Source organism: Pseudomonas sp. 58 R 12 (genome assembly GCF_900005865.1).
Taxonomy (GTDB): domain Bacteria; phylum Pseudomonadota; class Gammaproteobacteria; order Pseudomonadales; family Pseudomonadaceae; genus Aquipseudomonas; species Aquipseudomonas tritici.
In genome coordinates, this window is the sequence record NZ_CVTP01000028.1 from 159,339 (window position 1) to 184,521 (window position 25,183).

Consider the following 25,183-nt stretch of genomic DNA (forward strand, 5'->3'; position numbering starts at 1 on the left):
TTACCCGTTTTGAAGGTGTTGGCCAACCAAGGTAGTTTGGTCAATCTGGTCAATCGACGTCACGCCCGTGAGGGTCATGGCCACGCGCATTTCCTTGGCGAAGATGTCCAGCAGGTTTTCCACGCCATGCTGGCCATTGGCGGCCAGCGCGTAGGCACTGGCGCGACCCAGCAGGCAGGCTTTGGCACCCAGGGCGAGCATGCGCACCACGTCCAGCCCGGAACGGATGCCGGAGTCGACCAGCACCGTAAGGTCGTCGCCTACCGCATCGGCAATCGGTGGCAAGGCCTTAGCGGTGGACAGCACGCCATCCAACTGACGACCACCATGGTTGGAAACCACGATGCCATCGGCGCCGAACCTCACCGCGTCCTTGGCATCCTGTGGGTCGAGGATGCCCTTGATGATCATCGGGCCCTTCCAGAATTCGCGGATCCACTCCAAGTCTTTCCAACTGATCGACGGGTCGAAGTTGTTGGCCAGCCAGCCGATGTAGTCTTCCAAGTGGGTGGGTTTGCCCAGGTACTTGGAGATATTACCCAGGTCGTGCGGGCGGCCCATCAACCCCACATCAAAGGCCCATTGCGGCTTGGTGACAGCTTGCAACATGCGTCGCTGTGCTGCGAATGGCCCGGACATGCCCGAGTGGGCATCGCGGTAGCGCGCGCCGGGCGTGGGCATATCCACGGTGAATACCAGCGTCGTGACGCCGGCCGCCTGCGCTCGTTCCAGTGCGTTGCGCATGAAGCCACGGTCCTTGAGCACGTACAGTTGGAACCAGATCGCCTGCGCGCTTTGCGACGCCACCTCTTCAATTGGGCACACCGATACCGTCGACAGGCAGAACGGGATGCCTTTGTTCCCCGCTGCCTTGGCCGCCTGCACTTCGCCGCGTCGCGCGTACATGCCGGTCAGGCCCACCGGGCTGAGGATCACCGGCATGTCCAGTGTCTGGCCGAACACCGTGGTCTTCAGGCTCAGGTTATCCACGTTGCGCAGGACGCGCTGGCGCAGGCTGATCTCGGCCAGGTCCGAACTGTTCGCGCGCATCGTGTGTTCGGCGTAGGCGCCGCCGTCGATGTAGTCGAACAGGAAGCGCGGCAGCTTGCGCTTGGCGGCGGCGCGGTAGTCGGAGGCGGACGAGATGATCATGAACGGTGTCTCCACAAGCCAGGGCGGATCAGGATAGGCAAATATCTGGCATGATAAAAACAACTTTTATCACTGGTAGCCAGTCGCCAAAGGAATACCGATGAACCTGAGAACACTGCGTGCCTTTGTCGAAGTGGTGCGCCAAGGTGGCTTCTCCCAGGCTGCCGAGGTGGTGTCCCTGACCCAATCCACCGTGAGCAAGGCGGTCAAGACCCTCGAAGACGAACTGGGCACGCCGTTGCTCAACCGTCTCGGCCACCGCAACGAACTCACCGCCGCCGGCGAAATTGCCTACCGCCGCGCCTTGGTGCTGCTCGCCGAACACAACGACCTGGTGGCCGAGATCAACGACCTGCGCGGCCTCAAGCGCGGCGTGCTGCGAATCGGCTTGCCGCCTGTGGGCTGCGGCGTGCTGTTCGCGACGATGTTTGCCACCTACCGCAGTCGCTATCCGGACATCGACATCGAACTCACCGAGTACGGCAGCAAAAAACTGCGCGAGTGCCTGGAAGCGGGGGAGGTCGACTTGGCGGCGCTGCTGCTGCCGGTGGACGAAGGCTTCGACTACCAACCCGTACGCAATGAACCACTGATCGCCGTGTTGCCCATCAGCCACCCATTGGCTCGGCGCAAACGCATCGACTTCACCGACTTGGCGGACTCACCTTTCATCCTGTTTGAAGCCGGCTTCGCCCTGAACGCCAAGATTCTCACTGCGTGCGAACGCAAAGGCGTCACCCCCAAGGTGACGGCACGCAGCGGCCAGATCGACTTCATCGTCGACCTTGTCGCCGCCGGTTTGGGCGTGGCCTTCCTGCCGCGCATGCTGGCGCACAAACATCAACACGCCGGCATCGCCCTGATCCCCTTGGACGAACCTCACACCGACTGGCACATCGCCCTGGCCTGGCGCGCCAGCGCCCACTTACCACCCGCCGCCCTGGCCTGGCTGGAGTTGGCCAGCGAGCACGCGGATTCAACCGGCCATCCGGTTTAATCGCAGCGAGTGCCATAGAAAGCTTGACTTCTCCTTTTCAATCAGTAACATACGGCGCATTCCGCGATAGCTCAGTTGGTAGAGCAAATGACTGTTAATCATTGGGTCCCTGGTTCGAGTCCAGGTCGTGGAGCCAGATAGAGAAAGCCTGCAGAGATGCAGGCTTTTTTTTGCTTTGGATTTCCCAGGTGATCATAAATTGACTGCCATCGATGGCGACCCGATTCTCTCCAAACAATCCCAACTGCTGACACAGCACAACGAACTGGCGACAGACGCTTCGGATGGCCTTGCTGGCGTCTTTTCGGAAGTCGGCGATAGTCTTGAAGTCCGGCATCAAACGCCCAGTCAGCCACATCAATTCGACGTTACACTAGGCTTCTTGCTCCAGGCGCCGGCTCGACTGAATTCGGTGAGATAGCCGTAGATATAGATCTTCAGCAGGATCGCAGGGTGATAACCAGGTCGGCCTGTATCAGCAGGAATAGCGTTATCAAACCCCAAGTTGACCAAGTCGAGTTCGTCGACAAAGACGTCGACTACGCGCACCGGATTGGTACCGCTGACGTAGTCGTCGAGGCTCTCAGGAAGTAAGGTGTGTCATCACGCTAATTGACACGCCGGTCAATCCGCAGTGATTACTGTGCGCCTGCGCCAGCACTCGATTGACAGCCTGGAACGGCTGCACGCTTCTGTAGCGCGTTGATTGCTCATCCAATTGATCAGACGCGTGTTCAATTAACGGGGTGCGATTCAAGTCCCAGGTTTCGGTCTTGGCCAGGTTGCCTGTGCAATACGCATGAAATTATTGCCGTAGATCGCCTGGATATCCGCATCTGAGTAACCCAAGCGCGTTAATTGTTGTGCAACCTCACCCAGTGTCTCTGGCTGCAATTGAACATGTCCGTTCATCTGGCCATAGTGCTCAATCGGCCACCAGTCTTCCTCTTTTTCACCTTCCGGCAAATCTTTATGCTCAGGGTACAACTCGGTATCCAAGCCTATCCCAATATGGCGTGTCCCGATGCGCTCTGCCAGATAGTCGATTTGTCGAATGTAAGCGTCTACAGAGGCGGATGGGTCGCCCAAGAATATGCCTAAACCTGTAAGTCCGATCACCCCACCTTGAGCCGCACACGCGAATATTTGTTCGTCGTCGATTGTTCGCGGGTGATCAAAAACCGCTTTAACGTTGGTGTGAGAAAAAATCGCAGGGAGCTGTGAAATTTCCATAATTTCAAGACTGGCGCTTTTGCTGGCGTGCGAACAGTCAATGATAATTCCTGCTGTATTAATACCCTGTACGATCTTGCGTCCCAGGGGGGTCAATCCGGTACTTGCTCCATGGCAGCCGCCAGCGCAACTGTTGTCGCGGTTGTAGGCAAGCAACATTTGGCGAACCCCTAAGCTTGCGAACAGTGCCACCATCGCAGGATCCTGTAGCAGCATGTTTGAACCTTCGAGGTCAAAGGAGACCGCGAGCTTTCTATACTTGTGCGCCTGGTAGATATCGTCGGCGGTGGCCACCAGGACAAAGTCTTCCGGGTGATCAGCCAGCCAGCTTCTAAACCCCGCAATTGTTCGGATCACCGTTTCAAACGGGGTCATGTCCATGCCAACGTTGATCGACACATGATGGAAGCCGGCTGCTCGATACCTGTTCAGGCGGGACATATCCTGTCCGGGAATCAATGGCAAGCACGCATGGGCCTCCCATTGAATCACCGGGGGCTTGCTGACTCCTGATGGGTCAAGCTTCATCATTTAAACCCCGTCTAATCGCGTCGCTATCCATTAGTGCGCTAATGATGCCACGGCGCATTTCGCAATCTGAGCATCCTGCACGCCTAAGCCTGTAAGGTCTGCAATGGTAATCTGCGTGTCGTCCTGTCGTCCGATGGCGTGACCGCTCAATACGCTGCCGAGTGCTACAAGGCTGCCTTTGTCGATCAGGCCGGATTTGAAGGCTCCTGAAATCTCACCGAATTGGCAGCATTGCTCGATTGAGTCCACGACAATCACATCGGCACGTGCAACCAGGCGCACATCCAGCTCTTGCTTGCCAAAACTGTCTGCGCCAATAGCAGTGATGTGTGTCCCAGGGTTGACCCATTCATTCGCGATGATGGCTTCGCGAGAGGGTGTAGCCGTGATGATCAGGTTGGAGTTGGTCGCAACGTCCTTTGCATCTTGGGTAGCAACGACATCAAAGCCTAAAGCGTCGGCAAATTCACAGTATTGTTCCAAGCCTTGCCGGTTACGCCCGTAAACCGTCAAGCGTCGACATGCCGTGACGGGCATCAGGTGTTCCAGTTGCATGCGTGCCTGGTCGCCGGTACCCACCACACCGATGCCTCTCACCTGTGAGGGCGCCATGGCCCTCGCCACGATTTGCCCCGCCAGCGCTGTACGCATTGAGGTCAGCCAGCCGCCATCCCGAAGCAAAGCGACGGGTTGCCCCGTCAAGGCCGAGAAAATCAGCGTCAACCCACCGTTACTGGAAAAACCCTTCGCAGGATTGTCGTAGAAACCTGCCGAGACCCTGACTGAAAACACCTCGTCTCCTAGCATCCAAGCCGACTTCACGCAGCAGTCACCGTTGCTGGCCGGGAACTGAAAGCTTTGAACCTGAGGTAGCTGCACCCGTCCGTTAGCATGGGCAATGAATCCTTCTGCAATCAGCGCAGCAGCGTCCCTCGGGCACAAGGCACTCATGATTTGCGCTTGGGTGTAGATATTCATCGATTGCTCCATCGGCTATTGAAAGACGGGCGTTGTGCTTACCCGGCTGACTGGCGGTTACTCGCCGCCGTTAGACGGGATATGGCGCTACAATCGGGCGCTTCAGTAAAGGCGGGCATAACCATAGCACAAAAATACAATTAGTATCCTGAAGACGTTTTGTATTTTTTCGAGGCATATTTTTACCGTGAATAAACATCTGGATAATTACATCAGCAGCGCCCAGGCGATTGCGAAGCTCCTGGATCCGCACGCCGAGGTCATTATTCATGACCTGGCCTCCGGAAAGATTGCACATATCTTCAATGTGTTCTCTCAGCGGCGGGTCGGCGACAGTTCATTGACGGATATCAACGATGGGGCATCATTCGAGGGAGATGTTGCGGGCCCTTATAGAAAGGTGAATTTTGATCGCCGACAGCTAAGGTCGGTTACAGCGGTGCTCCGAGATCCTGAAGGGATCCAGATCGGGCTCTTATGCGTAAATTTTGACATTACTGTCATGAGCGGGATGGCAGAAATCGCTGCATCATTTTTAGGTTTTGAAAATACAGTTGAGAAGCCTCCGGCATTGTTTGCCACCGATTTCCAAGAGTCAGCGCACGCGATCATGGATGAATTTTTGAGGGCTCGCAGGGTGACATTGGCGTCGCTTACTTCAGAAGAAATGGTGGCACTGATTGGTGAAATGGATAAAGGCGGAGTCTTCGCGTTGCGCAATGCAACCAACTACATCTGCGAGCTGTTATCTCTATCACGGGCTACCGTCTACAAATATCTAAGGCGCTCCAGAGCAGCCACGGGTTTATAACGGTACTTTCTCCTTGCGATTTTTGGGTCTCAGATAACTGCTTTCCTCCTGAGTCTGTCCGCCCGACTTGCTGAGATTCACTACCAGCAGGCCAACAATAGTGAGGCTTGCACCCAGCAGAAATCCGTAACTTGTCTGTTCTCCAAGCCATAGGTACCCCATGAGTACGCCAAAGAGCGGACTCATGAAAGCCAGCACACCAAGGCGAGCTGCGAGGTAGCGACGAAGCATCCAGAACCAGATTAAGTAACTTGCTACTGACACAATCACTGTTTGAAAAATCAAGCTGGCCAGAGCTTGGGTTGAAAAGGTCACTGCGTTCTGGCCTAGCAGCAGGCTTAAGGGCAACAAGAGGAGAAACGCGCCCGCGAGTTGGTAGAACAGAGTCTGGGTTGCTGGTGCCTCACTGAGGCGACTGGTACGCACCGCTACGGTCGTGAACCCCCATGCAGCACCTGCGCCTAAACCCAGCAGATCGCCCAGCAGACTGTCCGTGATGGCTGGCTGAGTCGCGCCCCCATCACGCGGCATGAGAAAGGTGATGGCAATACCGGCGAATGCTAAAGACATGCCAAGCCATTGCATTGCACCAAGACGCTCCTCCGGCAGGCGCAGGTGCAGGCCGATGGCGGCGAATAACGGCGCTGTATAAAGAAAAACCGCCATATGCGAAGCACTTGTCCAGCGTAGTCCTTGCGCAACAAGCAGAAACTCAGCGGCAAATAAAACGCCCACGACTAACCCGGAGCGGCACCAAACGTTTGGTAACCATACCTCCCGCATGATCCATTTTCCTATTAGCCAGACCAGGAGTGCAGCGACTCCGGAGCGAACGGCGACCTGCATGATAGGGGCTATGTCGCCCGCAACAGCTTTGATCGCCACTTGCTGGGCACCCCATATGAGGCATAGCAGAACCATCACCGCCGTGGCGGCTCCGTCTACTGACTTCCTCATTCATCGATACCTTTTGATTGGGGCAACCCTTTATTTGCCTGCGACGACCAGCTGTTCACCTTGGGTGATTTATCGTCAAACCAGGTTGCTCGAACAATCGACATTGGCCTTTCCTTGGAAGTTGGGATCTGTTGTTGCCCTACGGCGAACGTGGATTGTGCGAAAGTAAGCAAGCCGCTACAAATCACGTGTTTTCAGCCTATAGAAGAGAAAAACTACGTTATGAGAGCTGATACGCCCCTTCGGGCCATAGCTTGTTTCGACGCGGTCATGCGAACGGGAAGCGTCAGTCTTGCGGCAAGCCAGTTGTTTGTGACGCCGGGAGCAGTAGGGCAACAAATTCGCAAGCTGGAAGGTTGGCTAGGAACGCCGCTGTTTGTGCGTAACGTTCGCAGGCTACGACCAACGGCTGAAGCGCTGAGCTATTGGGAGCAAGTCAAGCCGGCGCTTCGCCAGCTAGAGACCGCCAATCTCGCCGTCCGAGGGAGTAGGGACAAGCAGGTACGTTTAAGCCTGCCGCCGGCGTTCGCCAACTCCTGGTTCGCAAAGCGCATGCCTTTGTTCACGGAACGTCATCCAGAGGTGCAACTGCACTTGAGCGCATCTACCGATGCTGTGGATTTCAATGACGCTACTTGCGACCTGGCAGTGCGGCATTTCGATGGATATGGCAGTGACGTGAACGCAGAACTGCTGTTGCCGGACGAGGTAAGGGTTTATTGCAGCCCGGCTTACCGCGAACGGCTCCAGTTGCATAGCCTTGATTGTTTGCTGGGGGCAACCTTGCTCTATACGACGTCTCATGCCCACTGGTCTCAATGGCTATCATCGGTCGGGATGTCTCCCGATAGCTTCTCCAGCAGCCTCAAATTCGACCAGTCTGAGCTGGCAATCGACGCGGCCCGGCGCGATCAAGGTCTAGTGCTCACCAGCCCTTGGCTGGTTGAGGAGGACGTACAGCGAGGCCTGCTCGTACCGGTCTTTGACGCTGTCCTAAGGACAGGTAAAGGCTATTACGTGGTGCAGGCCAACGATGTGGTGTTGGGTGAGGCAGCCCAACTGTTGCGCCGATGGCTTTGCGACGTAGCGCAGCGAGCCCAACAAAATTGATAACTTGAGCACACTCTGTCTTGGCTTTGCGGGGGGATCTGCGCAAAGGGCATCTATCAATCGTATTTGGGCGAACAGGGGGTTACGTCGTACTGTCCGGCCGCCGTATTTTTTTGCCTGGCTCAATCTTTATTGTGTAATCAGTACGCGTCTCGGTTGTTCCCGGAACGGAGCCTTCATTTCTTCGTAGATGTCCATCGTCCGTTCTTACCTGAGCGCAATTTGCCAGCGAGCCATGACAGGGCTATCGCCGGAATTGAGAGAAGGGCCGCATAGATGATACCGACGCCTAGCAACGGGGATGCACCAGAAATCGCTAAAACCACTGGGATCTGGGAGAGCATTACGACGCCACCTGCGGACCACTGTGAGCTTCTTAGTACTGCCCCGAGGATTACCGACAGCGCTAGCGCGGCGGGATAGATGATCGTCCAGTAACTGGCCAGGTCCCACGGCTCCTCAGCCCCTGTGATTACTGAAACAACAGTCCAAAAAAATAGGGACACAACGCAGGTAACAATGAATGCCATGAATAATTCCTAAACTGTCGGAGCAAACTGAGTGAGGTTCGCACGCCATTGCTGAGTTTACTGATCCAGGCGCTGACGAAACCGAGGAATCGCGAAATCCAGAAATCGCCTCATTTTCAGGGGCATATGCCCAGGTGACATGTGGATCAGGTTGATAGGCGCCGACGGAGGCTCATAGTTATCCAGCACAATCTCCAGCAGTCCCTCGCTGATCGCCTCCGCGACTTGGTAGTGCAATAACTGAACGACTCCAACGCCATCAATGGCGGCCTGCGCTGCTGCGTCAGCGGTCGTCACCGATAAGCGCGGGGGCATCCGCCTCGTTGATTCTGCCACGCCATGTTTTGAGTGTTGAAAAGGCATAGGGGCGTCAAGTCGCACGGTTGGCAAGTTCTGCAGGTCTGCGGGACATTCAGGTCTTCCATACGCTTCCAGCAGCCTAGGACTCGCGCAAATTACAGTTCTCATGGCCCCCACCTGAGTGGCGATCATGCCGCTATCAGCGAGTGTTCCAATGCGCACTGCCATGTCCACGTGGTCGTCAACGAGGTGAGCGTTGCGATCAGAAAGCAGGAGCCGGATGTTGATTTCGGAAAACTCCCCTAAAAACGCGTTGACGATCGGCAGCACCTGCAGCCGGCCGAACATGATGGGCGCGGTCAGGACCAGTTCGCCTTTGGGGGCAATGAATTCTCCGGCAGCTTCGCGTTCGGCAACCTCCAACTGCTCCAATATTCGGCGTGCAGCAGCCACATAAGCCACCCCTGCATCGGTCAACGAGAGCCTACGCGTGGTTCGAATCAATAAGCGGCTACCTATCAGCATCTCCAGGTCAGAAATTTTCCTGCTGATGGTGGGAAGAGGGATATCGGCTAGCCGTCCGGCTGCCGTCAGGCTGCCAGCATCAATCGCAGCCACGAGCAGCTTCATTGCCTCAAATCTGTCCATGGAATGTTCCAATATTTGGTAGGGAGATTACCAATATTCTCAGATTATGTTGGTTTATTGAAACAGGCAATATAGCCCTATCAAGTGGGTGCGCCTGACGCTCGACAAGCCATGAACTCATCGCCTGATAGACCACTTATCTTTTTCATTCAGTGTCCAAGGAGTTTGCATGAGCATTAAAACGTTGTTAGCCGCCACTGCCCTCAGTGCAGCGCTCGCCAGCGCGGGAGTGGAAGCAGCCGACATTAGCCACCAAAGGGCAAGCGACGTCCAACACCATTTTGTAGAGGTAAAAGGGGTCCGCATCTTTTATCGGGAAGCGGGCGACCCATCGGCGCCAACCATCGTGTTGCTTCATGGATTTCCTACCTCATCATTCATGTATCGCGACTTGATTTCGAAACTAGCGGACCGTTACCACGTGATTGCCCCTGACTTCCCAGGTTTTGGATTCTCGGACAGCCCTGATCGGGCGAAGTACTCATACACGTTCGACAACATCGCCAAAACCATGGATGGATTTACTGAAGCGCTTGCGCTGAATCGCTACGCTCTTCAAGTCTTCGACTACGGTGCGCCTGTAGGCTGGCGGATGGCCGTCGCACACCCCGATAGAATCAGCGCAATCATTAGCCAAAACGGGAATGCTTACGTTGAAGGCCTCAGCGAGGGCTGGAACCCGATTCAACGTTACTGGAACGCGCCCACTGCCCAGAACCGCAACGCATTGCGCGAGCTGCTCAAACCAGAATCAATCAAGTGGCAATACACGCATGGCGTAGCGGACCCTGACAGTATCGCACCTGAAACATACACCTTGGATTACGCGTTCGTGTCGCGTCCCGGTAACGATGAAATCCAGCTGGACCTGTTCGCAGACTATGCCACCAACGTGAAGCGCTACCCCGAGTTCCAGGCGTATTTCCGCAAATATCAGCCGCCGATGTTGGCCGTCTGGGGAAAGAACGATCCGTTTTTTCTCCCGGCAGGCGCGAACGCATTCAAGCGTGATATTCCCAAAGCTGAGGTACATCTCTACGACACCGGGCACTTCGCACTGGAAACACACTTGAACGAGATCAGTGGTGAAATCCACCGCTTCCTGGACCGGAATGTGGTGCCGCAAAAATAAGTCCTGTCGCACGTCTGCAACAGCGGGTCATGCGCCCGCTGTTGCGGGTCCTCTCTACTCGCTCGTTAGCGTCTTGCATGTTGCGTGGCGGTCACGGCATTGCTCCCCCCAACAGCGTCAAGGTCCCTATTGCCTTGGAAGCGTTGGGCCTCAACTTTCGCCAAAGCGAGCAAAAGGGCGCGGCTTTCGTACTGCATCCCCGGCTCGCGCCGCCTCGACAGCGGCATTGAGTGCCAGCATGTTGAGGGGGCCTTGCCTTAACCTGTAGGAAAGCGGCCGCATGGGCCGCAATCGTCGACTTACCAGAGGGCGATGTCGTAGGTGAGGTAGAGGCGGTTGCTGTCGCGCCCTCGGGAGAACTCCGAGCGGTACACATAGTTGCGCATGCGCACACCCAGGCCCTTGAGCGTGCCGGCCTGTACAACGTAGGCCAGTTCGGTATCGCGCTCCCATTCCTTGACCGTGGTGGTGGACTTGCCGTCATTGCCGCTCAAGTAGCGCGCAGAGAAAGTCAGGCCGGGGACGCCGACGGCGGCGAAGTTGTAGCCGTAGTTGAGCATCCAGGTCTTTTCGTCTTCCTCGATGAACTTGCCAATGCCGGCGTTACTGAACGAGTACACGGTTGCGCCACTGATGTAGGGCAAACCGGCATCGCCGCGCAGGCTCTGGTAGCCCCCGCCAACGGTATGGCCAGCGATCGCGTAGGACAATTGCCCGCTGAACATGTCGTTATCGATTTTGCCTGCGTAGGCAGAGCCGCTATCAGCGCTGTTGAAGTACCGCAGGTCGCCAGTCAGCACGCCACCGGCCAGCGGCAGGTCGTGCTGGATACCGGCGAAGTTCTGGCGGTAAAAGTTTTCCAGTTCGCCGTAGAAATAACTCAAGCGGGTGTTTTTCCCCCATTTGTATTCGGCGCCGGCGTAGTTGAAGTCGCCTGACTTTTCGCCACTGTAGCCATCCGGCACAATCGGCACGCTGTCGGTGGAGTCGCGTAATTTGAAACGGTCCAGGTGCCCGCCGGTGACCGTCAGGTTCTCGATGTCGTTACTGCTGACCTGAGTGCCCTGATAGGTCTGGGGCAACAGACGTGCGTCGTTGTAAATCAGCACCGGGGTCTTGGGCAGCAGGGTGCCGTACTTGACGGTGGTTTTGGCGAACCGGGCTTTCGCGGTGGCGCCGGCGCTGGCAAATTCGCCCGCTGCGCGGCCGTCGTCATGAATCGGCATGAGCCCGGTACCGCTGCGACCGCGTCCTGAGTCGAGCTTTACGCCGTAGAGCCCCAGGGCATCAACGCCGAAGCCGAGAGTACCCGCAGTGAATCCGGACTGATAGTCCAGCAAGAATCCCTGGGCCCATTCGGTACGTTCGCTTTTTGCCGTTCTCGCGGCACGTGCACTCATGCCGTGCTCATCGCGAAAGTTCTCGTTGAAATACACATTGCGCAGTTGCAGCTTGAGCTTGCTGTCATCAATAAAGCCTTCGGCATTGGCACCGGCGATCGGCACCAGACCCAATGCACAAAAAAGGGCCTGACGGGTATACATAGGGTTCATGGCAAACGTCTCATTGTTGTTATTTGGCGTGCAGGGCGACACGCACCCCGTGAGCGAGGCGCGTTGCAAGGCAGCAGAGAGATGAATCAGGTAAACAGGCTGATGGCCCCAGTCAACAAGGCCAGCGCGGTGACGACCAAGGAGGTCAACACCGCCCACTTGACAGTGGCTTTCTGGAAGTCACCAATGTCACGGTCGACCATCCCCACCAGCAACAGCGTCGATGCGACCAGCGGACTCATCAGATGCACGGGTTGCCCGAGGATCGAGGCACGCGCGATTTCTACCGGGTCTATGCCGTAAGCGGCGGCCGCATTGGCAAGGATCGGCACTACACCAAAATAGTAGGCGTCATTGGACAGCACGAAGGTCAGCGGCATGCTGGTGATCGCAACCACCAATGGAAACAGGTGGCCCCAGGACGGAGGGATCCAGTCGACCAGCGTCTGGGCCAGGGCATCCACCATCTTGGTGCCGGAAAAAATCCCGGCAAAAATCCCTGCGGCGAACACCAGCAACACGACCGTCATAGCGTTGCCCGAGTGCGCCAGGATGCGTTCTTTCTGAATATCCAATTGCGGGTAGTTGATCATCAGTGCGAGCACAAAGCCGATCAGGAACAGGATCGCGGAGTGCATCAGCCCCATCACCAGGGCCACCATCACCGCAATCACCAGGACCAGGTTGACGTAGGCCAGTTTGGGACGCTTGTGGGGCGTGTCCTCAAGAATCGCGTTGATGTAGCAATCGCCGCCACCGCTTTGCAGTTGCACGTTGCCAATACGCTTGCGCTCGGCTCGCCCCAGTACGAAAGCCACAAAGACCACCCACATGGCACCGCCGATCATGGTCGGCAGTAACGGCACGAAGTATGCGCCGGCATCCAGGCCCAGCGCTGCGATGGCCCGTGTCGCGGGGCCGCCCCAGGGTGTCATGCCGCTCATGATGCTCAGGGACAGCATGGAGATAGTCGCCAGGATCATCGGGTTCATGCCGATGCGTTTGTACAGCGGCAGCATCGCCGCGCAGGTAATCATGTAGGTGGTGGTGCCGTCGCCGTCGAGCGCGACCACCAGGGACAGCAAGGCGGTGCCCACCGCGATCTTCATCGGGTCGCCATTGACGCGCTTGAGGATCTTGCGGATCAGCGGGTCGAACAGGCCCGCATCGATCATCAGGCCAAAGAACAGGATCGCGAACAACAGCAATGCGGCAGACGGCGCGACCATTTTCAGGCCGTCAAGCATCATCTTGCCCGTGGTGCCGCCGAAGCCGCCAATCACGGCGAAGACGATAGGTACGACGGTGAGCGCGACGATGGGCGACAGGCGCTTCGTCATGATGAGGAAGGTGAATACGACCACCATGGCCAGGCCAAGGAAAGCGAGCATAGGACGATTCTCTTGTTGTTATCGTAAAAATGGCTGACGCCGAGGCGCACGAGCCCTGACCCGCCGGGCGGCACAACGGCGCCTGGCGGGGAGGGGGGTTCAGTCAGGAGTAGGTGTTATTCGGTTTTTGCTAGATGCGTTTGGCGACCGTCAGGTCTTCCCAGGCTTGTCCCTGTGCCGCAGAAGATTTGCCGTCGAGCATCCGGTTCAGCGTTTCGCGGTGGCAGGCGTTTTCAGACATCGAAATCACCACTGTCGCAACTGCGTTGCTGGCCAGGCTGGTCAGGGCCCGGGCTTCAGACATGAATCGGTCAACGCCGATCAGCAACGCCAGGCCGGCCAACGGGATGTCGTGAATGACCGTCAGGGTCGAGGCCAGTGCCACGAACCCGCTGCCGGTAACGCCAGCGGCGCCTTTGGAGGACAGGAGCATGATTGCCAGCATGGTGATGATTTGCGTCAGGCTCAGGTCAATGTTGCAGGCCTGGGCAATGAAAATCGCCGCCAACGACAGGTAGATGGCCGTGCCGTCCAGGTTGAACGAGTAGCCGGTGGGCAGCACCAGGCCCACGACGCCTTTCTTGCAACCCAGTGCTTCGAGTTTCTCCAGCATGCGCGGCATGACAGGTTCCGTGGAGGAGGTCCCGAGTACCACCAGGAATTCTTCGCGAAAGTAGCGCAGCAATTTCCACAGGCTGAAGCCGTTCGCACGGCAAATGCTGCCCAGTACCGCGAAGACAAAGAAACCGCAGGCGATGTACAGGGTCATGATCAGCTTTGCCAGCGAACCCAGCGAGGTGATGCCGTACTGGCCGACGGTGAACGCCAGGGCCCCAAAAGCGCCGATCGGTGCAAAGCGCATCAGGTAAGCGAAAATCTTGAAGACCATGTGCGAGGCGGACTCGAGTACGTCGAGTACCGGCTTGCCACGCTCGCCCAGCGACGACAAGGCAAAGCCGGACAACACCGCGATAAACAGAACCGGCAGCACTTCACCTTTACTGAAGGCACCGATAAAGGTTTCGGGGATGATGTGCATGAAAAACTCTACAACCCCAAGTTTCGCGGCCGACTCCGTGTACTGGGTCAGTCCCTTGGTGCTCAGTTGGCTGGGATCGATGTTCATGCCAGCGCCCGGCTGGAACACATACACCGCCACCAGGCCAATCACCAGGCTGATCACCGTCAATACGAAGAACAGCAGCATGGTTTTGCTGAGCAGGCGCCCAAGCGAGCGTTTGTCGCTCATTCCGGCGATGCCAGTGACGATGGTGCAGAACACCACTGGAGCGATCATCATCTTGATGAGTTTGATGAATGCGTCACCCAACGGTTTGAGCGCGATGGCCTGCTGGGCCCAGAAGTGTCCGACGACGATACCCAGCACCACGGCGCAGAGAATCTGGAAGTAGAGCGATTTAACAACTTTCATGGCATCACCCATTTTTAGAATTGTGCGGATGCAAAAATGCCAACGATCACCGGAATTATCCGGCGAGGCGTTGAGAGTCCGTGGCATAAACGAAGCCGGAAAAAAGCCTGCGCGCTGTGCGAACGACGGAAGCCTGAATTGTCTCACCGTTAACACCCGTGTAGGACAATACGACATCAATCCCACCGCTTGGGTGCTCGATGCGCACCGCTTCAAGGCGCGGCGTACTGATGCCGCCGAGCATTTGCGCGACGATGCTGCCGTCGATCACACACGCGGTGGCCAACCCGATCGAGCCGGTAATGGCCAGCGCGCGGTGGCAGTTGTGTGGCATGAAATAACGAACTTGGAGCGTACCGCCAGCGTTGGCGGGCGAGACCAGCACCGGCTTTGGAATCACTTTGTCGCTGACATCACCCAGGCCCATCGCCAGGCCTGCCTGAAGTCGCAATGACTCTAGGCGCCGCAGGAAGTCTTTGTCGGCGTCCAGTTCTGCCGGGCTTTCATCGCCACGCTTGCCCAGTTGGCTGGCTTCGATCAGCACCATGGGCATTGCCATGTCGATGCACGTGACCGCAATTCCATCGATCACATCTTGCGTGTTGCCAGTGGGGAGGAGTTTGCCGGTCTTGCTGCCGGCTGCATCAAGGAACGTCAGTTGCACCGGCGCCGCAGTACCCGGCACACCGTCGATCGCGGTGTCGCCCTCGTAACTGACTTTGCCATCCGGTGTGCATACCTCGGAATGGATAAAGGTCCCGGTGTTCACATTGCGAATGCGCACGCGAGTGCGCCCCGGCGTACCTTTGACCAAGCCCTGCTCGATGGCGAACGGGCCGACGGCACACAGCATGTTGCCGCAGTTGGGGGCGCTGTCGACCCGGCGCTGCGAAACCATCACCTGGACGAACAGGTAATCGACGTCCGCGTCCGGGTGCAGGGAAGGGCTGACAATAGCGACCTTGCTGGTTTGCGGGCTGCCACCGCCAATACCATCGATCTCCAGCTCATGGCCGGAGCCCATCACGTTGAGCAGCAGCTCGTCGCGTTCCGCGATGACAGCCGGCAGATCCCAGTCGAGAAACACCGGCCCCTTGGAGGTACCACCGCGCATCAGCACACAGGGAATTCTTTGCATGACTCTGACTCTTGTTGATCAATCGACGTAATTGATGCTCTTGGAGCAAGAGTCTCAAGGTTTCAAAAATGTTTCCAATGCAAAAATTGACGAGATTATTGCGTTTGACGAATGATAGATTTGCTTTAAATTACGGATCGACTTCTTCTGTTGGTGAGGCAAGACATGGATTATGAGCTTAACGATATCCGATCTTTCGTGAAGATCGCCGAACTTGGCAGCTTTCACGAAGCTGCCGATGCGCTTCACCTGTCTCAGCCTGCACTCAGTCGTCGCATTAAAAAACTCGAAGAGGGGCTGGGCACCGCGTTGCTGGATCGCACCACGCGCAAGGTCAGCCTCACGAGCGTCGGCCGGGACTTCCTGCCCAAGGCGCGCCGATTGCTGGATGATTTCGATGAGTCGATTCTCAATATCCGCGAACTTGCCCAGCGCCAGATTGGCCGAGTCACCCTGGCGTGCATCCCGACGGCCGCATTCTATTTCCTGCCGTCGGTGATCCGCCTGTACAACGAGCGCTATCCGCAAATTCGCATCCGCCTGCTGGACTTGAGCGCAAACGAGGGGCTTGAAGCGGTGCTGCGAGGGGAGGCTGATTTCGGTATCAACATGATGAGTGGGCAGCATCCTGATATCGAGTTCGTGCCCCTTGTCATAGAGCCGTTTGTTTTGGCCTGCCGGCGTGATCATGAGCTCGCTGGACGCAGTGCTGTCACATGGTCTGAGCTCAGTGATTACCGTCTTATCGGGGTGGGCCGCCTGAGCGGGAATCGCATGTTGCTTGATCACGCGTTGTCAGGCTTGAGTTGGCGTCCACAATGGTTCTACGAGGTACAGCACCTTTCTACCTCGCTGGGTCTGGTGGAAGCCGGGCTGGGGGTGTCGGCGATGCCGAGCCTGGCCATGCCGGCGCATGATCACCCCACCTTGGTCAGCGTGCCGTTGATTGAGCCGATAGTGAACCGCTCCCTGGGTCTGGTTTACCGCCGCGGCGCATCACTCTCTCCCGCGGCAGAAAAGTTTGTTTCAATACTGCTTGAACAATGGCCGCAATGAGGTATATCGCGCTATCCGTGCGCGCCAAGCCGCTGGCGACCACGAAGAATGGCCAGTATTTGTGATTCCTCAAACACGACGAGGCTCACCTTCGACAATTTTGCGCATCAAGCTCAGGTAGCGACTGGCTGCAAGCCCCAGAGGTCGATTCTTCACCCAGATAATATCGACCCACAACCGCATCTGACTCGGCATGTAGTCAAACACCACCTCCGTCAATGCGCCCGAAGTGATGAGAGGTTGCACCAGGGGTTGGGGAAGATAAGCCCAGCCCAATCCTTGCTGCACCAGATCCAGCGTTGCCAGATAACTGTCGCTGAGCCAAATTCGCCGCGACAGCACAACGCGTGGGTCAGAGTCTGTAGGCCCTCCAGTAGCCACTATGATCTGCCGAATATCCACCAGTTGCTCTTCGCTTAAAGGGCTTTTTTTGCCGGCAGCCGCAGGATGATCTGGAGAGGCAACCGCTACTAACAACTGGCTTCCCGCCTCAAGAAACGTCTCCCGCTCGTCGAGCCCGGGCCGTTCAAATCCAAGTGCTAATTGCACACGCCCTTCATGGAGCATGCGAATCGCCTCCGGGTGGGAAGCCGAGCGAATCTCGATCTCAAGCGTGGGGAACTCTTTGGCAATAATGGACAATGGACGACTCCATACGCCTGTTTGCAACTCCGGCGCCATCGCCAGTATCAAGCGCCGCTCCAACCCCTGATGAAGCTGCAGGGCATGCGCGTCCAGCAGGTTTATCTGGCTCGCCACCTGTCGTGCTTGGGGCTCAAGTGCTTTGGCGGCTGCCGTAGGGACAGCTTTGCGGGTTGATCGGTCAAAAAGCAATAAATCAAGCTCTGCTTCAAGCTGTGACACAGCCATGTTGATGGCCGAGGGTACCCGGCCCAATTTCCGTGCGGCGGCAGAAAAGGATCCACTGTCGACAACCGCAAGGAAAACTTTAAGTGACTCACTGGTAAACGCCATGGTGGTTGTCAGATTTTCTGATGATGATCGTCTTTATTTATCAGGTCTACTGGCCTAATTTCTACTCTCTTTCGAATTAAATACGTGGGGCACACCATGTTGGGTACGGAATTGAGGGGGCATGTGGCACTTGTCAGTGGTGCCGGGAGTGAATCCGGGATCGGTATGGCTGTTGCTCGACGGCTAGGTGCAGCCGGGGCGAAGTTGATCATCACTGCTAGCAGCAACCGCATCGCGGATCGGGTTAAAGAGTTACGCCTTGAAGGGTTTGAAGTTGAAGGTCGGCCCACTGACCTCACCGATGAACGTCAGGTGCTTGAATTCAGCCTATGGGCAGAAACAGTCTGGGGACGGATCGATATTCTGGTAAATAACGCCGGCATGACCATGCAAGGAAGCCCTGAGGTTTTCTCGGAATTAGTAACAATGGAACTGTGTGACTGGAATCTTTCACTGGCAAGAAACTTAACGACAGCTTTTCTTCTGACTCGGGCCGTTTTACCGGGTATGCGGGCGCGACGTTACGGGCGCATTGTCAATATGAGTTCCACCACCGGAACCAGAGGAAGCAATCCGGGCGAAGCCGCTTATAGCGCCGCCAAGGCCGCAATGGTTGGCATGAATATGGGACTTGCACTTGAAGTCGCCAAGCAGGGGATTACCGTCAACAGCGTGGCTCCCGGGTGGATCACCACTGCGTCAACCACGCCCGTTGAAGCAGAGGCGGGATGTTTTACCCCAATAGGGCGGGCAGGCACGCCTCGCGAAGTGGCGGCGGCAGTTGCATTTCTGGCGTCGCCTGACGCCAGTTACATCACGGGTGAAGTCCTCGTGGTGGATGGCGGGAACTGTCTGGTCGAGAACAAAGCCCCTCAAACCTGAGTTCAGGACGCGGACGTTACGTTCTGTTTTATCCAGAAGTAAACAGCGCATTTTAACGCTTCAAGCCGGCTATTAAGTCTGACGCTCCCGCGCGATCAATCAATGATCCCGGGTGGGAGCGCGGCTGTCACTGCGATATATAAAAGTGCGACTTATCAAAGAGTAGGTGAATTCACTGAGCGGTATTCGGCCGTCATTCAGGAATAAACGTTTAATAATTAACTTAGGGTTTTGACCATGTCGAACAGTGGAATTTGTGAATCAGCGATTGCTGTTTTTACCGCCTCCGAGCGTGCCCGTTTTATAAAAAACAACCCAACGTCAATGGCACTGGCCAAGCGTGCCAAGGCGAATCTTTTCAACGGTGTTCCCATGCACTGGATGAGCGATTGGTCGATGCCTTCGCCGCTCTTCGTTCAGCGTGCCAAGGGTGCACGCTTCGTAGATGTCGATAATCATGAGTACGTTGACTTTTGCCTGGGCGACACGGGCGCCATGTTTGGCCATTCACCTGATCCTATCGCCCGTGCTATCGCAGAACAGGCGAATAACGGCTTAACGACGATGTTGCCTGGCGAAGACGCTGTGGTCTGCGGCGAGTTGTTGGCTCAGCGATTTGAGTTGCCATATTGGCAGGTCACTGCCACGGCTACTGACGCCAATCGTTATGTTCTGCGCTGGGCGCGCGCTATTACCAAGCGCAATGTCTTGCTGGTGTTCGACGGCTGCTATCACGGGACGGTGGATGACGTGATGGTGCGGTACCGCGACGGCAAAACGGTGCACCGTGCAGGCCTTGTGGGCCAAGCCTACGACTTGACCCAATACAGTCGATCTATTCCCTTCAACGATGTTGCCGCACTTGAGGCTGCTTTAGCCCAGGGGGACGTGTGTGCGCTGATGTGCGAGCCGGCGATGACGAACATAGGCATGGTCCTGCCAGATGCGGGTTTCATGCAAAAGTGCCGAGTGTTGACCCGCAAATATGGCAGCCTGTTGGTCATTGACGAAACCCACACCATTTCCACCGGCATCGGTGGATGCACTCGCCTATGGGATTTGAAACCCGACTTTTTCGTGGTGGGTAAGCCCATCGCAGGTGGCGTGCCTTGCGCGGTGTTTGGCGTCAGTGAGCACGTCGCCTTGGCCATGCAAGACGCGCAGAGGAGCGTTAGCGAAGAGAGCAGCGGGCACGGCCACAGTGGGATGGGAACGACGCTGTCCGCCAATGCACTGGCGATGCGTTGCATGCGAGTCAGCCTCGAAGAGGTCATGACAGCGTCTGCGTACCAGCACATGCTGCCCCTGGCCTCAAGACTGGCGCAGGGCTTTCGGGCGTTGTTCAAACGGCACCAACTGAACTGGTCAGTCACGGAGTTGGGCGCGCGTTGTGAGTTTCAATTCTGTGCCACCCCGCCCAGAACGGGTGCGCAAGCCGAAGCGGCTTTTCATGACAGCCTTCAAATGGCTCTGCATCTCTATCTGATCAATCGCGGAATCCTGATCACACCTTTTCACAACATGACCCTGTGCTGTCCGCAGACAAGTGATGCGGATATCGACAGGCTGATCAGTGAGTTGGATAGCGCGCTGACCACGCTGCTTGCCCTACCAGGGGCTCGGGTCATCCCTTCATAAATAGCTGTGTGACACCCCGTTTTTCTCAACTACCGCCAAGTCGCTTGAATGAGCGCTAAGAGGTTTGACATGCAATTTGCTGATAAAAAAGAGGCCGAGGATTATCTGGCCGCTCACCCTGAAGTGCTGAGCATCGAGTTGTTCCTTATCGACGCGAATGGTGTTCCACGGGGCAAACTGTTGCACCGTGATGAATTACTGGCGATCTACGAAAATGGTCGGCCGCTGCCAAGTTCCATTCTCGCCTTGACCGTGCAGGGCGAGGACGTAGAAGACACAGGCTTGGTCTGGGATGTCGCTGACGCTGATTGCTGGACCTATCCCTTACCAGGAAGCCTGACCCTGCAACCCTGGCGCAGCCGTCCCACCGGTCAAGTGCAGGTCAGCATGCACCCGACCCAAGGCATTCCCGCCGCGCCCGCCGACCCGCGCCATGTACTGGTGAACACCATCGAACGGCTGAAAGCCGATGGATTCCATCCGGTAATGGCCGTTGAATTGGAGTTTTACCTGCTGGACCAACAGCGCGACGTCAACGGTCGACCGCAGCCGGCGTTGCAGACCAATGGCGCACGCCCAGTTGCACCTCAGGTTTATGGCGTATACGAACTCGAGCAGCTTCAACCGTTTCTTGATGACCTTTACGCGGCTTGCGCGCTACAGGGGTTACCCGTGCGTACGGCGATCTCCGAATACGCTCCGGGCCAGGTCGAGTTGACGCTGGAGCATCGTTTCGACGCACTCCAGGCCATTGATGAAGGCGTACGTTACAAACGCTTGGTCAAAGGCGTTGCCAACCAACATGGGCTGCAAGCGTGCTTCATGGCCAAGCCGTTCAGCGATCAGGCGGGCAGCGGTATGCATTTGCACGTCAGCCTGGCCGACGAGCAGGGTCACAATCTGTACGCGAGCGAAGACCCACAGGGCACACCGCTGTTGCGGCACTCCATTGGAGGGATGATGGCAACCTTGTTTGACTCGCTGGCAATATTTTGCCCCCATGCCAACTCATATCGCAGGTTCCAGACCGGCAGTTACGCGCCGCTGGCGAAAAGTTGGGGCGTCAACAATCGTACTGTGTCGCTGCGCGTGCCTGGCGGCCCTGCGATAAGTCGGCACATCGAACACCGCATTTGCGGTGCCGATGCCAACCCCTATCTCGCCGCGGCCGCCGTACTCGCGGGCATTCACTACGGCATCACGCATCAAAGCGACCCTGGCGCGGCGATTGAGGGCAATGGCTATGAACAGGCGACCGATTTTCTACCCACCGACTGGCTTACCGCGTTGCACGCATTGCAACGTTCAACGTGGGCACACGAGGCGCTGGGAGCTGAATTCCTGAAAGTGTTTCTGGCGATCAAGTGGCGCGAGTTCCGTCAATTCAATGCTGAAGTCGGAGAGCAGGACTGGCGCTGGTACCTCACTCACGCATGAATGTTGGCCCCTCAGCCTGCCTGGAAATGCTCATCCAGCTTGCCGCGTTTTTGCTTCGTGACGGATGACGGGGACTGTTCTGATGGGGCCGTTAAAAAAATTTTATGGGCGACGCTTGAAATTTTTCCTCCTGAACCTACTTAGGCTTTACGCGATGCCGAATCCGGGTCGCGTATCAAATCACTTGGAGAAAACTCAGGAGATTTTGCTATGGCTACTACTCTTTCCTTGGCCCCACTGTTCCGCCACTCTGTCGGTTTTGACCGTTTCAACGACCTTTTTGAATCGGCGCTTCGCAGCGAGGCCGGTACCACCTACCCACCCCACAACGTCGAAAAGCACGGTGATGACCATTACCGGATCGTCATCGCGGCCGCAGGCTTAGTGGAGGATGACCTGGAGATCCAGGTGGAAAAAGGCGTGTTGACCGTCGCCGGCGGCAAGCGCGAACACAATGAAGGCATCACCTACCTTCACCAGGGTATCGCCCAGCGCGCGTTCCGCTTGTCGTTCCGCCTGGTCGACCACATTGAAGTGCAGGGCGCGCAGCTCGCCAATGGTTTGCTGAGCATTGATTTGCTCAGGGTTGTACCGGAGGAAGCCAAGCCTAAGCGCATCGCGATTGGTGGTGCGGCCAAGGCTGATGTGAAATCCATCAGCGAGCAGTAACGTGAATAGAATAAAGGCGCTCCACGGAGCGCCTTTATTCGTAGGTACACGTTAGCCTGCAGGCATATTCCGAGTGCTCGGTTCATGTGCCGCTTTGGCATCATGGCCCTCCCACTTCGCAATCACCAGCGGTGCCAGCGCATTACCCAACACATTCAGCGCGGTAGTCGGCATTTCCATCAACCGATACACCCCGGCGATAAACGCGATCCCTTCCAACGGCAAACCGGCACTGGCGAGCGTCGCCGACAGGATCACAAACATAAACCCTGGCACCCCGGCAGCGCCTTTGGAGGTGAGCACCATGGTCACCACCAACAAGGCCTGATCGCCCAGGCTCAACTCTATGCCGTACAGCTGCGCGACGAACAAGGTGCCGATGCCGAGGAACAGCGAGGCACCGTCGAGATTGAACGAGTAGCCGACCGGCACCACGAAGCTCACCAGCGAAGGCGGCACGCCGTAGGTCTCGAGTTTTTTCATCAGTTGGGGCATCACCGCCGCCGAGCTGGCGGTGGAGAAGGCCAGTACCAGTTCATCCTTGATATGGCGCATCAGCGCGAACAGGTTGATCCCGCACACTCGCGCTACCAGGTTGAGCACCACCAGCACAAAAAAGGCGATAGCCACGTAACTGACCATGATCAGCTTGGCCAGCGGCAGCAATGAGCTGAAACCGAAGTTGGCGACGGTCACTGCGATCATGCCGAATACGCCGATGGGCGAGTAGGCCATGATCATCGAGGTCACTTTGAACATTGCATCGGCAACGCCGCGCAGCAGCGCAATCACGGGGTCTTTGCGCTCGGCCGGCAGGCGTGCCACGCCAAGGCCGAACATCACCGCAAAAAACAATACAGACAACAGGCTGCCCTGGGCCATGGCGTTGATCACGTTGTCGGGGATGATGCTGACGATAATCTGCCCCAGGCTATGACCGGCGCCGTTGCTGGTGGGCAGGGTGATGTTGGCGGCATGCAGGCTGGACAGTTCAGTGCCGGCGCCGGGCTTGAGCAGGTTGCCCATGACCAGGCCGATAATGATGGCCAGGGTGGTGATGCAAAAGAAATAGCTCAGGGATTTCACGCCGATTCGGCCCAGGGATTTGCCGTCACCATGGCCGGCAATGCCCACCACCATGCAGGAAAATACGATAGGCACGACGATCATCTTCATCAGCTTGATAAAGATATCGCCCGCCGGTTGCAGTAGGTTGTCCACCAGCCACGGCCGGGATTCGGGAAAGCGGTGCAGCAGGGCACCAATGGCGATACCGGCGAGCAAGCCGATCATGATTTGCCAGACCAGCGCGATACGGGGCGTGTGCATGGGAATGCCTCATTTGAGATCAATGATTTTGAGTTGTTGTTCTAGGCAGTCAATAAGCAGCCGTCCGTTGGCCGCAGGGTGTGGCAGGCAGCTGTCAGCGCAGGTCGTGGCATGCGTCTTTGAGTCGGCGGCAACCTTCTTCGATCACTTGCGGCGAGCTGGCAAAAGACAAGCGCACATACGGCGACATGCCGTACGCCGCGCCGCTGACCGTGGCCAGGCCGTAGTCGCGCAGCAGGTAGTCGACCAGTTGGCTATCGCTCTCGAGGCGATGACCCTGTGGGGGGCGTTTGCCCATCAGTCCGCTCACATTGGCGAACACATAGAACGCACCGTCCGGCGGGGTACAGCTCACGCCGGGAATGCCCTCCAACCGCTCCAGCATCAATGCGCGGCGTCGCCGGTATTCCTCACGCATCGCGCCAATGGGCGCCTGCTCGCCGGCAAACGCGGCCACCGCAGCGGCCTGGCTCAACGAACTGGGGCAGGTGGTGGTTTGCGACAGCAATTTGGCGATGGCTGCGATCAGCCAGGCGGGGCCCGCACCAAAGCCCAGGCGCCAGCCAGTCATCGCATAGCCCTTGGAGGCGCCGTTGATGATCAGGGTACGCGCCTTGAGGTCGGGCGCCAGGCGCGTTAACGGTACATGCCGGGCCTCGCCGTAGACGAAGTGTTCGTAGATCTCGTCAGCCATGATCAGCACATGGGGATGGCGGCGTAGCACCTGCGCCAGCGCGAGCAGTTCAGCCTCGTTGTACACCGCGCCACTGGGGTTGTTCGGGCTGTTGAGGATCACCCATTTGGTGCGCGCAGTGATCGCCTGTTCAAGGGCCTCGGGCGACAACTTGAAACCCAGGCTTTCATCACCGGGGATGATCACCGGGGTGGCATCGTTGAGCCGCGCTATATCCGGATACGACACCCAGTACGGCGTGTGCACGATGACTTCATCGCCGCGATTGAGCGTCGCCGCCAGCGCGTGATAAATGATGTGCTTGCCGCCACAACCGGCGACCACTTCGTCCAGGCCATAAGCCAAGTCGTTGTCGCGCGCCAGCTTGAGGCAAATCGCCTGGCGCAGCGCAAGGGTGCCAGTGGTGGCGGTGTAGTGGGTGTCGCCGCTGTGCATCGCCTGGCTGGCGGCCTCCAGAATATGCGCAGGCGTGTCGAAATCCGGCTCGCCCACGGTGAAGTTAACGATGTCGCGGCCCTGGGCACGCAACTCGCTCACCAACGCATTGGCGGCGATACTCGGGGAGGGCGCAATGCCCAGGACGCGGTCCGACAAAAATGCATGACTCATC

21 protein-coding genes, 1 tRNA gene and 1 pseudogene are annotated in these 25,183 nt (G+C 57.1%); 10 read left to right on the plus strand and 13 right to left on the minus strand.

The genetic code is table 11. The features are described 5' to 3' along the window. On the minus strand, nt 1-1,152 hold the full coding sequence (gene lldD / locus BFP95_RS25005; protein WP_065910858.1) for an FMN-dependent L-lactate dehydrogenase LldD: 1,152 nt from the start codon (nt 1,150-1,152) through the stop codon (nt 1-3). Nucleotides 1,153-1,252: 100 nt separating this feature from the next. Here lldD and BFP95_RS25010 point away from each other — a divergent pair, with 100 nt between their 5' ends. Together BFP95_RS25010 and BFP95_RS25015 are read left to right on the plus strand one after the other, a co-directional pair. Then, on the plus strand, nt 1,253-2,149 hold the full coding sequence (locus BFP95_RS25010; RefSeq protein ID WP_065873304.1) for a LysR family transcriptional regulator: 897 nt from the start codon (nt 1,253-1,255) through the stop codon (nt 2,147-2,149). A gap of 60 nt (nt 2,150-2,209) precedes the next feature. Next, nucleotides 2,210-2,285 (plus strand) — tRNA-Asn (locus BFP95_RS25015). A 60-nt stretch (nt 2,286-2,345) separates the two neighbouring features. Here BFP95_RS25015 and BFP95_RS29205 read toward each other — a convergent pair. The 3 genes and pseudogenes from BFP95_RS29205 to BFP95_RS25025 form a co-directional block, all read right to left on the minus strand. Next, a pseudogene (locus BFP95_RS29205) lies at nt 2,346-2,746 on the minus strand (transposase); the annotation flags it as partial. A 156-nt stretch (nt 2,747-2,902) separates the two neighbouring features. Then, nucleotides 2,903-3,913 (minus strand): membrane dipeptidase, encoded by a 1,011-nt coding sequence (locus tag BFP95_RS25020; protein ID WP_225930644.1) that lies wholly within the window; start codon nt 3,911-3,913, stop codon nt 2,903-2,905. Nucleotides 3,914-3,943: 30 nt separating this feature from the next. Then, the gene (locus BFP95_RS25025) at nt 3,944-4,891 is read right to left on the minus strand and encodes an ornithine cyclodeaminase family protein (RefSeq protein WP_065873303.1); all 948 of its coding nucleotides are present in this window, start codon (nt 4,889-4,891) and stop codon (nt 3,944-3,946) included. 187 nt (nt 4,892-5,078) lie between these two features. On the opposite strand from BFP95_RS25025, the gene BFP95_RS25030 reads away from it, so the two are divergent. After that, entirely contained in the window at nt 5,079-5,702 is a 624-nt protein-coding gene (locus tag BFP95_RS25030) for a helix-turn-helix transcriptional regulator (protein WP_065873302.1), read from the plus strand. On the opposite strand, the gene BFP95_RS25035 is transcribed toward BFP95_RS25030, so the two are convergent. Beyond that, nucleotides 5,697-6,659, minus strand: a complete 963-nt coding sequence (locus BFP95_RS25035; RefSeq protein ID WP_065873301.1) for a DMT family transporter — start codon at nt 6,657-6,659, stop codon at nt 5,697-5,699. The genes BFP95_RS25030 and BFP95_RS25035 overlap by 6 nt on opposite strands. Before the next feature lie 222 nt (nt 6,660-6,881). On the opposite strand from BFP95_RS25035, the gene BFP95_RS25040 reads away from it, so the two are divergent. Continuing rightward, the gene (locus BFP95_RS25040; RefSeq protein WP_065873300.1) at nt 6,882-7,769 is read left to right on the plus strand and encodes a LysR substrate-binding domain-containing protein; all 888 of its coding nucleotides are present in this window, start codon (nt 6,882-6,884) and stop codon (nt 7,767-7,769) included. Between the two features lie 587 nt (nt 7,770-8,356). On the opposite strand, the gene BFP95_RS25050 is transcribed toward BFP95_RS25040, so the two are convergent. After that, the gene (locus tag BFP95_RS25050; RefSeq protein WP_065880832.1) at nt 8,357-9,247 is read right to left on the minus strand and encodes a LysR family transcriptional regulator; all 891 of its coding nucleotides are present in this window, start codon (nt 9,245-9,247) and stop codon (nt 8,357-8,359) included. A 169-nt stretch (nt 9,248-9,416) separates the two neighbouring features. Between BFP95_RS25050 and BFP95_RS25055 the strand changes: the two genes are divergently transcribed. After that, the gene (locus BFP95_RS25055; RefSeq protein WP_083207051.1) at nt 9,417-10,379 is read left to right on the plus strand and encodes an alpha/beta fold hydrolase; all 963 of its coding nucleotides are present in this window, start codon (nt 9,417-9,419) and stop codon (nt 10,377-10,379) included. A 299-nt stretch (nt 10,380-10,678) separates the two neighbouring features. On the opposite strand, the gene BFP95_RS25060 is transcribed toward BFP95_RS25055, so the two are convergent. The 4 genes from BFP95_RS25060 to BFP95_RS25075 form a co-directional block, all read right to left on the minus strand. Further along, a complete protein-coding gene (locus BFP95_RS25060; protein ID WP_371913950.1) occupies nt 10,679-11,923 on the minus strand; it encodes an OprD family porin in 1,245 nt (414 codons plus the stop codon). Nucleotides 11,924-12,018: 95 nt separating this feature from the next. After that, entirely contained in the window at nt 12,019-13,323 is a 1,305-nt protein-coding gene (locus BFP95_RS25065; RefSeq protein ID WP_065873296.1) for a CitMHS family transporter, read from the minus strand. A 130-nt stretch (nt 13,324-13,453) separates the two neighbouring features. After that, entirely contained in the window at nt 13,454-14,767 is a 1,314-nt protein-coding gene (locus BFP95_RS25070) for a dicarboxylate/amino acid:cation symporter (protein ID WP_065873295.1), read from the minus strand. A 43-nt stretch (nt 14,768-14,810) separates the two neighbouring features. Continuing rightward, entirely contained in the window at nt 14,811-15,893 is a 1,083-nt protein-coding gene (locus tag BFP95_RS25075) for a 4-oxalomesaconate tautomerase (protein ID WP_065873294.1), read from the minus strand. Nucleotides 15,894-16,058: 165 nt separating this feature from the next. Between BFP95_RS25075 and BFP95_RS25080 the strand changes: the two genes are divergently transcribed. After that, on the plus strand, nt 16,059-16,949 hold the full coding sequence (locus tag BFP95_RS25080; RefSeq protein WP_065873293.1) for a LysR family transcriptional regulator: 891 nt from the start codon (nt 16,059-16,061) through the stop codon (nt 16,947-16,949). Between the two features lie 69 nt (nt 16,950-17,018). On the opposite strand, the gene BFP95_RS25085 is transcribed toward BFP95_RS25080, so the two are convergent. Continuing rightward, nucleotides 17,019-17,924, minus strand: coding sequence for a LysR family transcriptional regulator (locus BFP95_RS25085; RefSeq protein ID WP_065873292.1), 906 nt, complete (start codon nt 17,922-17,924; stop codon nt 17,019-17,021). 96 nt (nt 17,925-18,020) lie between these two features. Here BFP95_RS25085 and BFP95_RS25090 point away from each other — a divergent pair, with 96 nt between their 5' ends. The 4 genes from BFP95_RS25090 to BFP95_RS25105 all read left to right on the plus strand — a co-directional run bounded on the left by BFP95_RS25090 (nt 18,021) and on the right by BFP95_RS25105 (nt 22,550). Continuing rightward, complete coding sequence (locus tag BFP95_RS25090) at nt 18,021-18,806, plus strand: SDR family NAD(P)-dependent oxidoreductase (RefSeq protein WP_065873291.1); 786 nt, start codon at nt 18,021-18,023, stop codon at nt 18,804-18,806. A 237-nt stretch (nt 18,807-19,043) separates the two neighbouring features. Next, a complete protein-coding gene (locus BFP95_RS25095; RefSeq protein ID WP_065891051.1) occupies nt 19,044-20,444 on the plus strand; it encodes an aspartate aminotransferase family protein in 1,401 nt (466 codons plus the stop codon). A gap of 69 nt (nt 20,445-20,513) precedes the next feature. Then, nucleotides 20,514-21,881 (plus strand): glutamine synthetase family protein, encoded by a 1,368-nt coding sequence (locus BFP95_RS25100; protein ID WP_065880834.1) that lies wholly within the window; start codon nt 20,514-20,516, stop codon nt 21,879-21,881. A 210-nt stretch (nt 21,882-22,091) separates the two neighbouring features. After that, on the plus strand, nt 22,092-22,550 hold the full coding sequence (locus tag BFP95_RS25105; RefSeq protein ID WP_049712265.1) for an Hsp20 family protein: 459 nt from the start codon (nt 22,092-22,094) through the stop codon (nt 22,548-22,550). A gap of 51 nt (nt 22,551-22,601) precedes the next feature. On the opposite strand, the gene BFP95_RS25110 is transcribed toward BFP95_RS25105, so the two are convergent. Together BFP95_RS25110 and BFP95_RS25115 are read right to left on the minus strand one after the other, a co-directional pair. Beyond that, nucleotides 22,602-23,879 carry a cation:dicarboxylate symporter family transporter gene (locus tag BFP95_RS25110; RefSeq protein WP_065891050.1) on the minus strand — a complete coding sequence of 426 codons (1,278 nt, stop codon included), beginning with the start codon at nt 23,877-23,879 and terminating at the stop codon, nt 22,602-22,604. 94 nt (nt 23,880-23,973) lie between these two features. Next, entirely contained in the window at nt 23,974-25,182 is a 1,209-nt protein-coding gene (locus tag BFP95_RS25115; protein ID WP_065891049.1) for a pyridoxal phosphate-dependent aminotransferase, read from the minus strand. Nucleotide 25,183: the final 1 nt, after the last annotated feature.

Bases quoted from the DNA above. Each gene is read 5' to 3' on its own strand.
- lldD (WP_065910858.1), bottom strand. From the start codon at position 1,152: ATGATCATCTCGTCCGCCTCCGACTACCGCGCCGCCGCCAAGCGCAAG.
- BFP95_RS25010 (WP_065873304.1), top strand. From the start codon at position 1,253: ATGAACCTGAGAACACTGCGTGCCTTTGTCGAAGTGGTGCGCCAAGGT.
- BFP95_RS25020 (WP_225930644.1), bottom strand. From the start codon at position 3,913: ATGATGAAGCTTGACCCATCAGGAGTCAGCAAGCCCCCGGTGATTCAA.
- BFP95_RS25025 (WP_065873303.1), bottom strand. From the start codon at position 4,891: ATGAATATCTACACCCAAGCGCAAATCATGAGTGCCTTGTGCCCGAGG.
- BFP95_RS25035 (WP_065873301.1), bottom strand. From the start codon at position 6,659: ATGAGGAAGTCAGTAGACGGAGCCGCCACGGCGGTGATGGTTCTGCTA.
- BFP95_RS25040 (WP_065873300.1), top strand. From the start codon at position 6,882: ATGAGAGCTGATACGCCCCTTCGGGCCATAGCTTGTTTCGACGCGGTC.
- BFP95_RS25050 (WP_065880832.1), bottom strand. From the start codon at position 9,247: ATGGACAGATTTGAGGCAATGAAGCTGCTCGTGGCTGCGATTGATGCT.
- BFP95_RS25055 (WP_083207051.1), top strand. From the start codon at position 9,417: ATGAGCATTAAAACGTTGTTAGCCGCCACTGCCCTCAGTGCAGCGCTC.
- BFP95_RS25060 (WP_371913950.1), bottom strand. From the start codon at position 11,923: ATGTATACCCGTCAGGCCCTTTTTTGTGCATTGGGTCTGGTGCCGATC.
- BFP95_RS25065 (WP_065873296.1), bottom strand. From the start codon at position 13,323: ATGCTCGCTTTCCTTGGCCTGGCCATGGTGGTCGTATTCACCTTCCTC.
- BFP95_RS25070 (WP_065873295.1), bottom strand. From the start codon at position 14,767: ATGGGTGATGCCATGAAAGTTGTTAAATCGCTCTACTTCCAGATTCTC.
- BFP95_RS25075 (WP_065873294.1), bottom strand. From the start codon at position 15,893: ATGCAAAGAATTCCCTGTGTGCTGATGCGCGGTGGTACCTCCAAGGGG.
- BFP95_RS25080 (WP_065873293.1), top strand. From the start codon at position 16,059: ATGGATTATGAGCTTAACGATATCCGATCTTTCGTGAAGATCGCCGAA.
- BFP95_RS25085 (WP_065873292.1), bottom strand. From the start codon at position 17,924: ATGGCGTTTACCAGTGAGTCACTTAAAGTTTTCCTTGCGGTTGTCGAC.
- BFP95_RS25090 (WP_065873291.1), top strand. From the start codon at position 18,021: ATGTTGGGTACGGAATTGAGGGGGCATGTGGCACTTGTCAGTGGTGCC.
- BFP95_RS25095 (WP_065891051.1), top strand. From the start codon at position 19,044: ATGTCGAACAGTGGAATTTGTGAATCAGCGATTGCTGTTTTTACCGCC.
- BFP95_RS25100 (WP_065880834.1), top strand. From the start codon at position 20,514: ATGCAATTTGCTGATAAAAAAGAGGCCGAGGATTATCTGGCCGCTCAC.
- BFP95_RS25105 (WP_049712265.1), top strand. From the start codon at position 22,092: ATGGCTACTACTCTTTCCTTGGCCCCACTGTTCCGCCACTCTGTCGGT.
- BFP95_RS25110 (WP_065891050.1), bottom strand. From the start codon at position 23,879: ATGCACACGCCCCGTATCGCGCTGGTCTGGCAAATCATGATCGGCTTG.
- BFP95_RS25115 (WP_065891049.1), bottom strand. From the start codon at position 25,182: ATGAGTCATGCATTTTTGTCGGACCGCGTCCTGGGCATTGCGCCCTCC.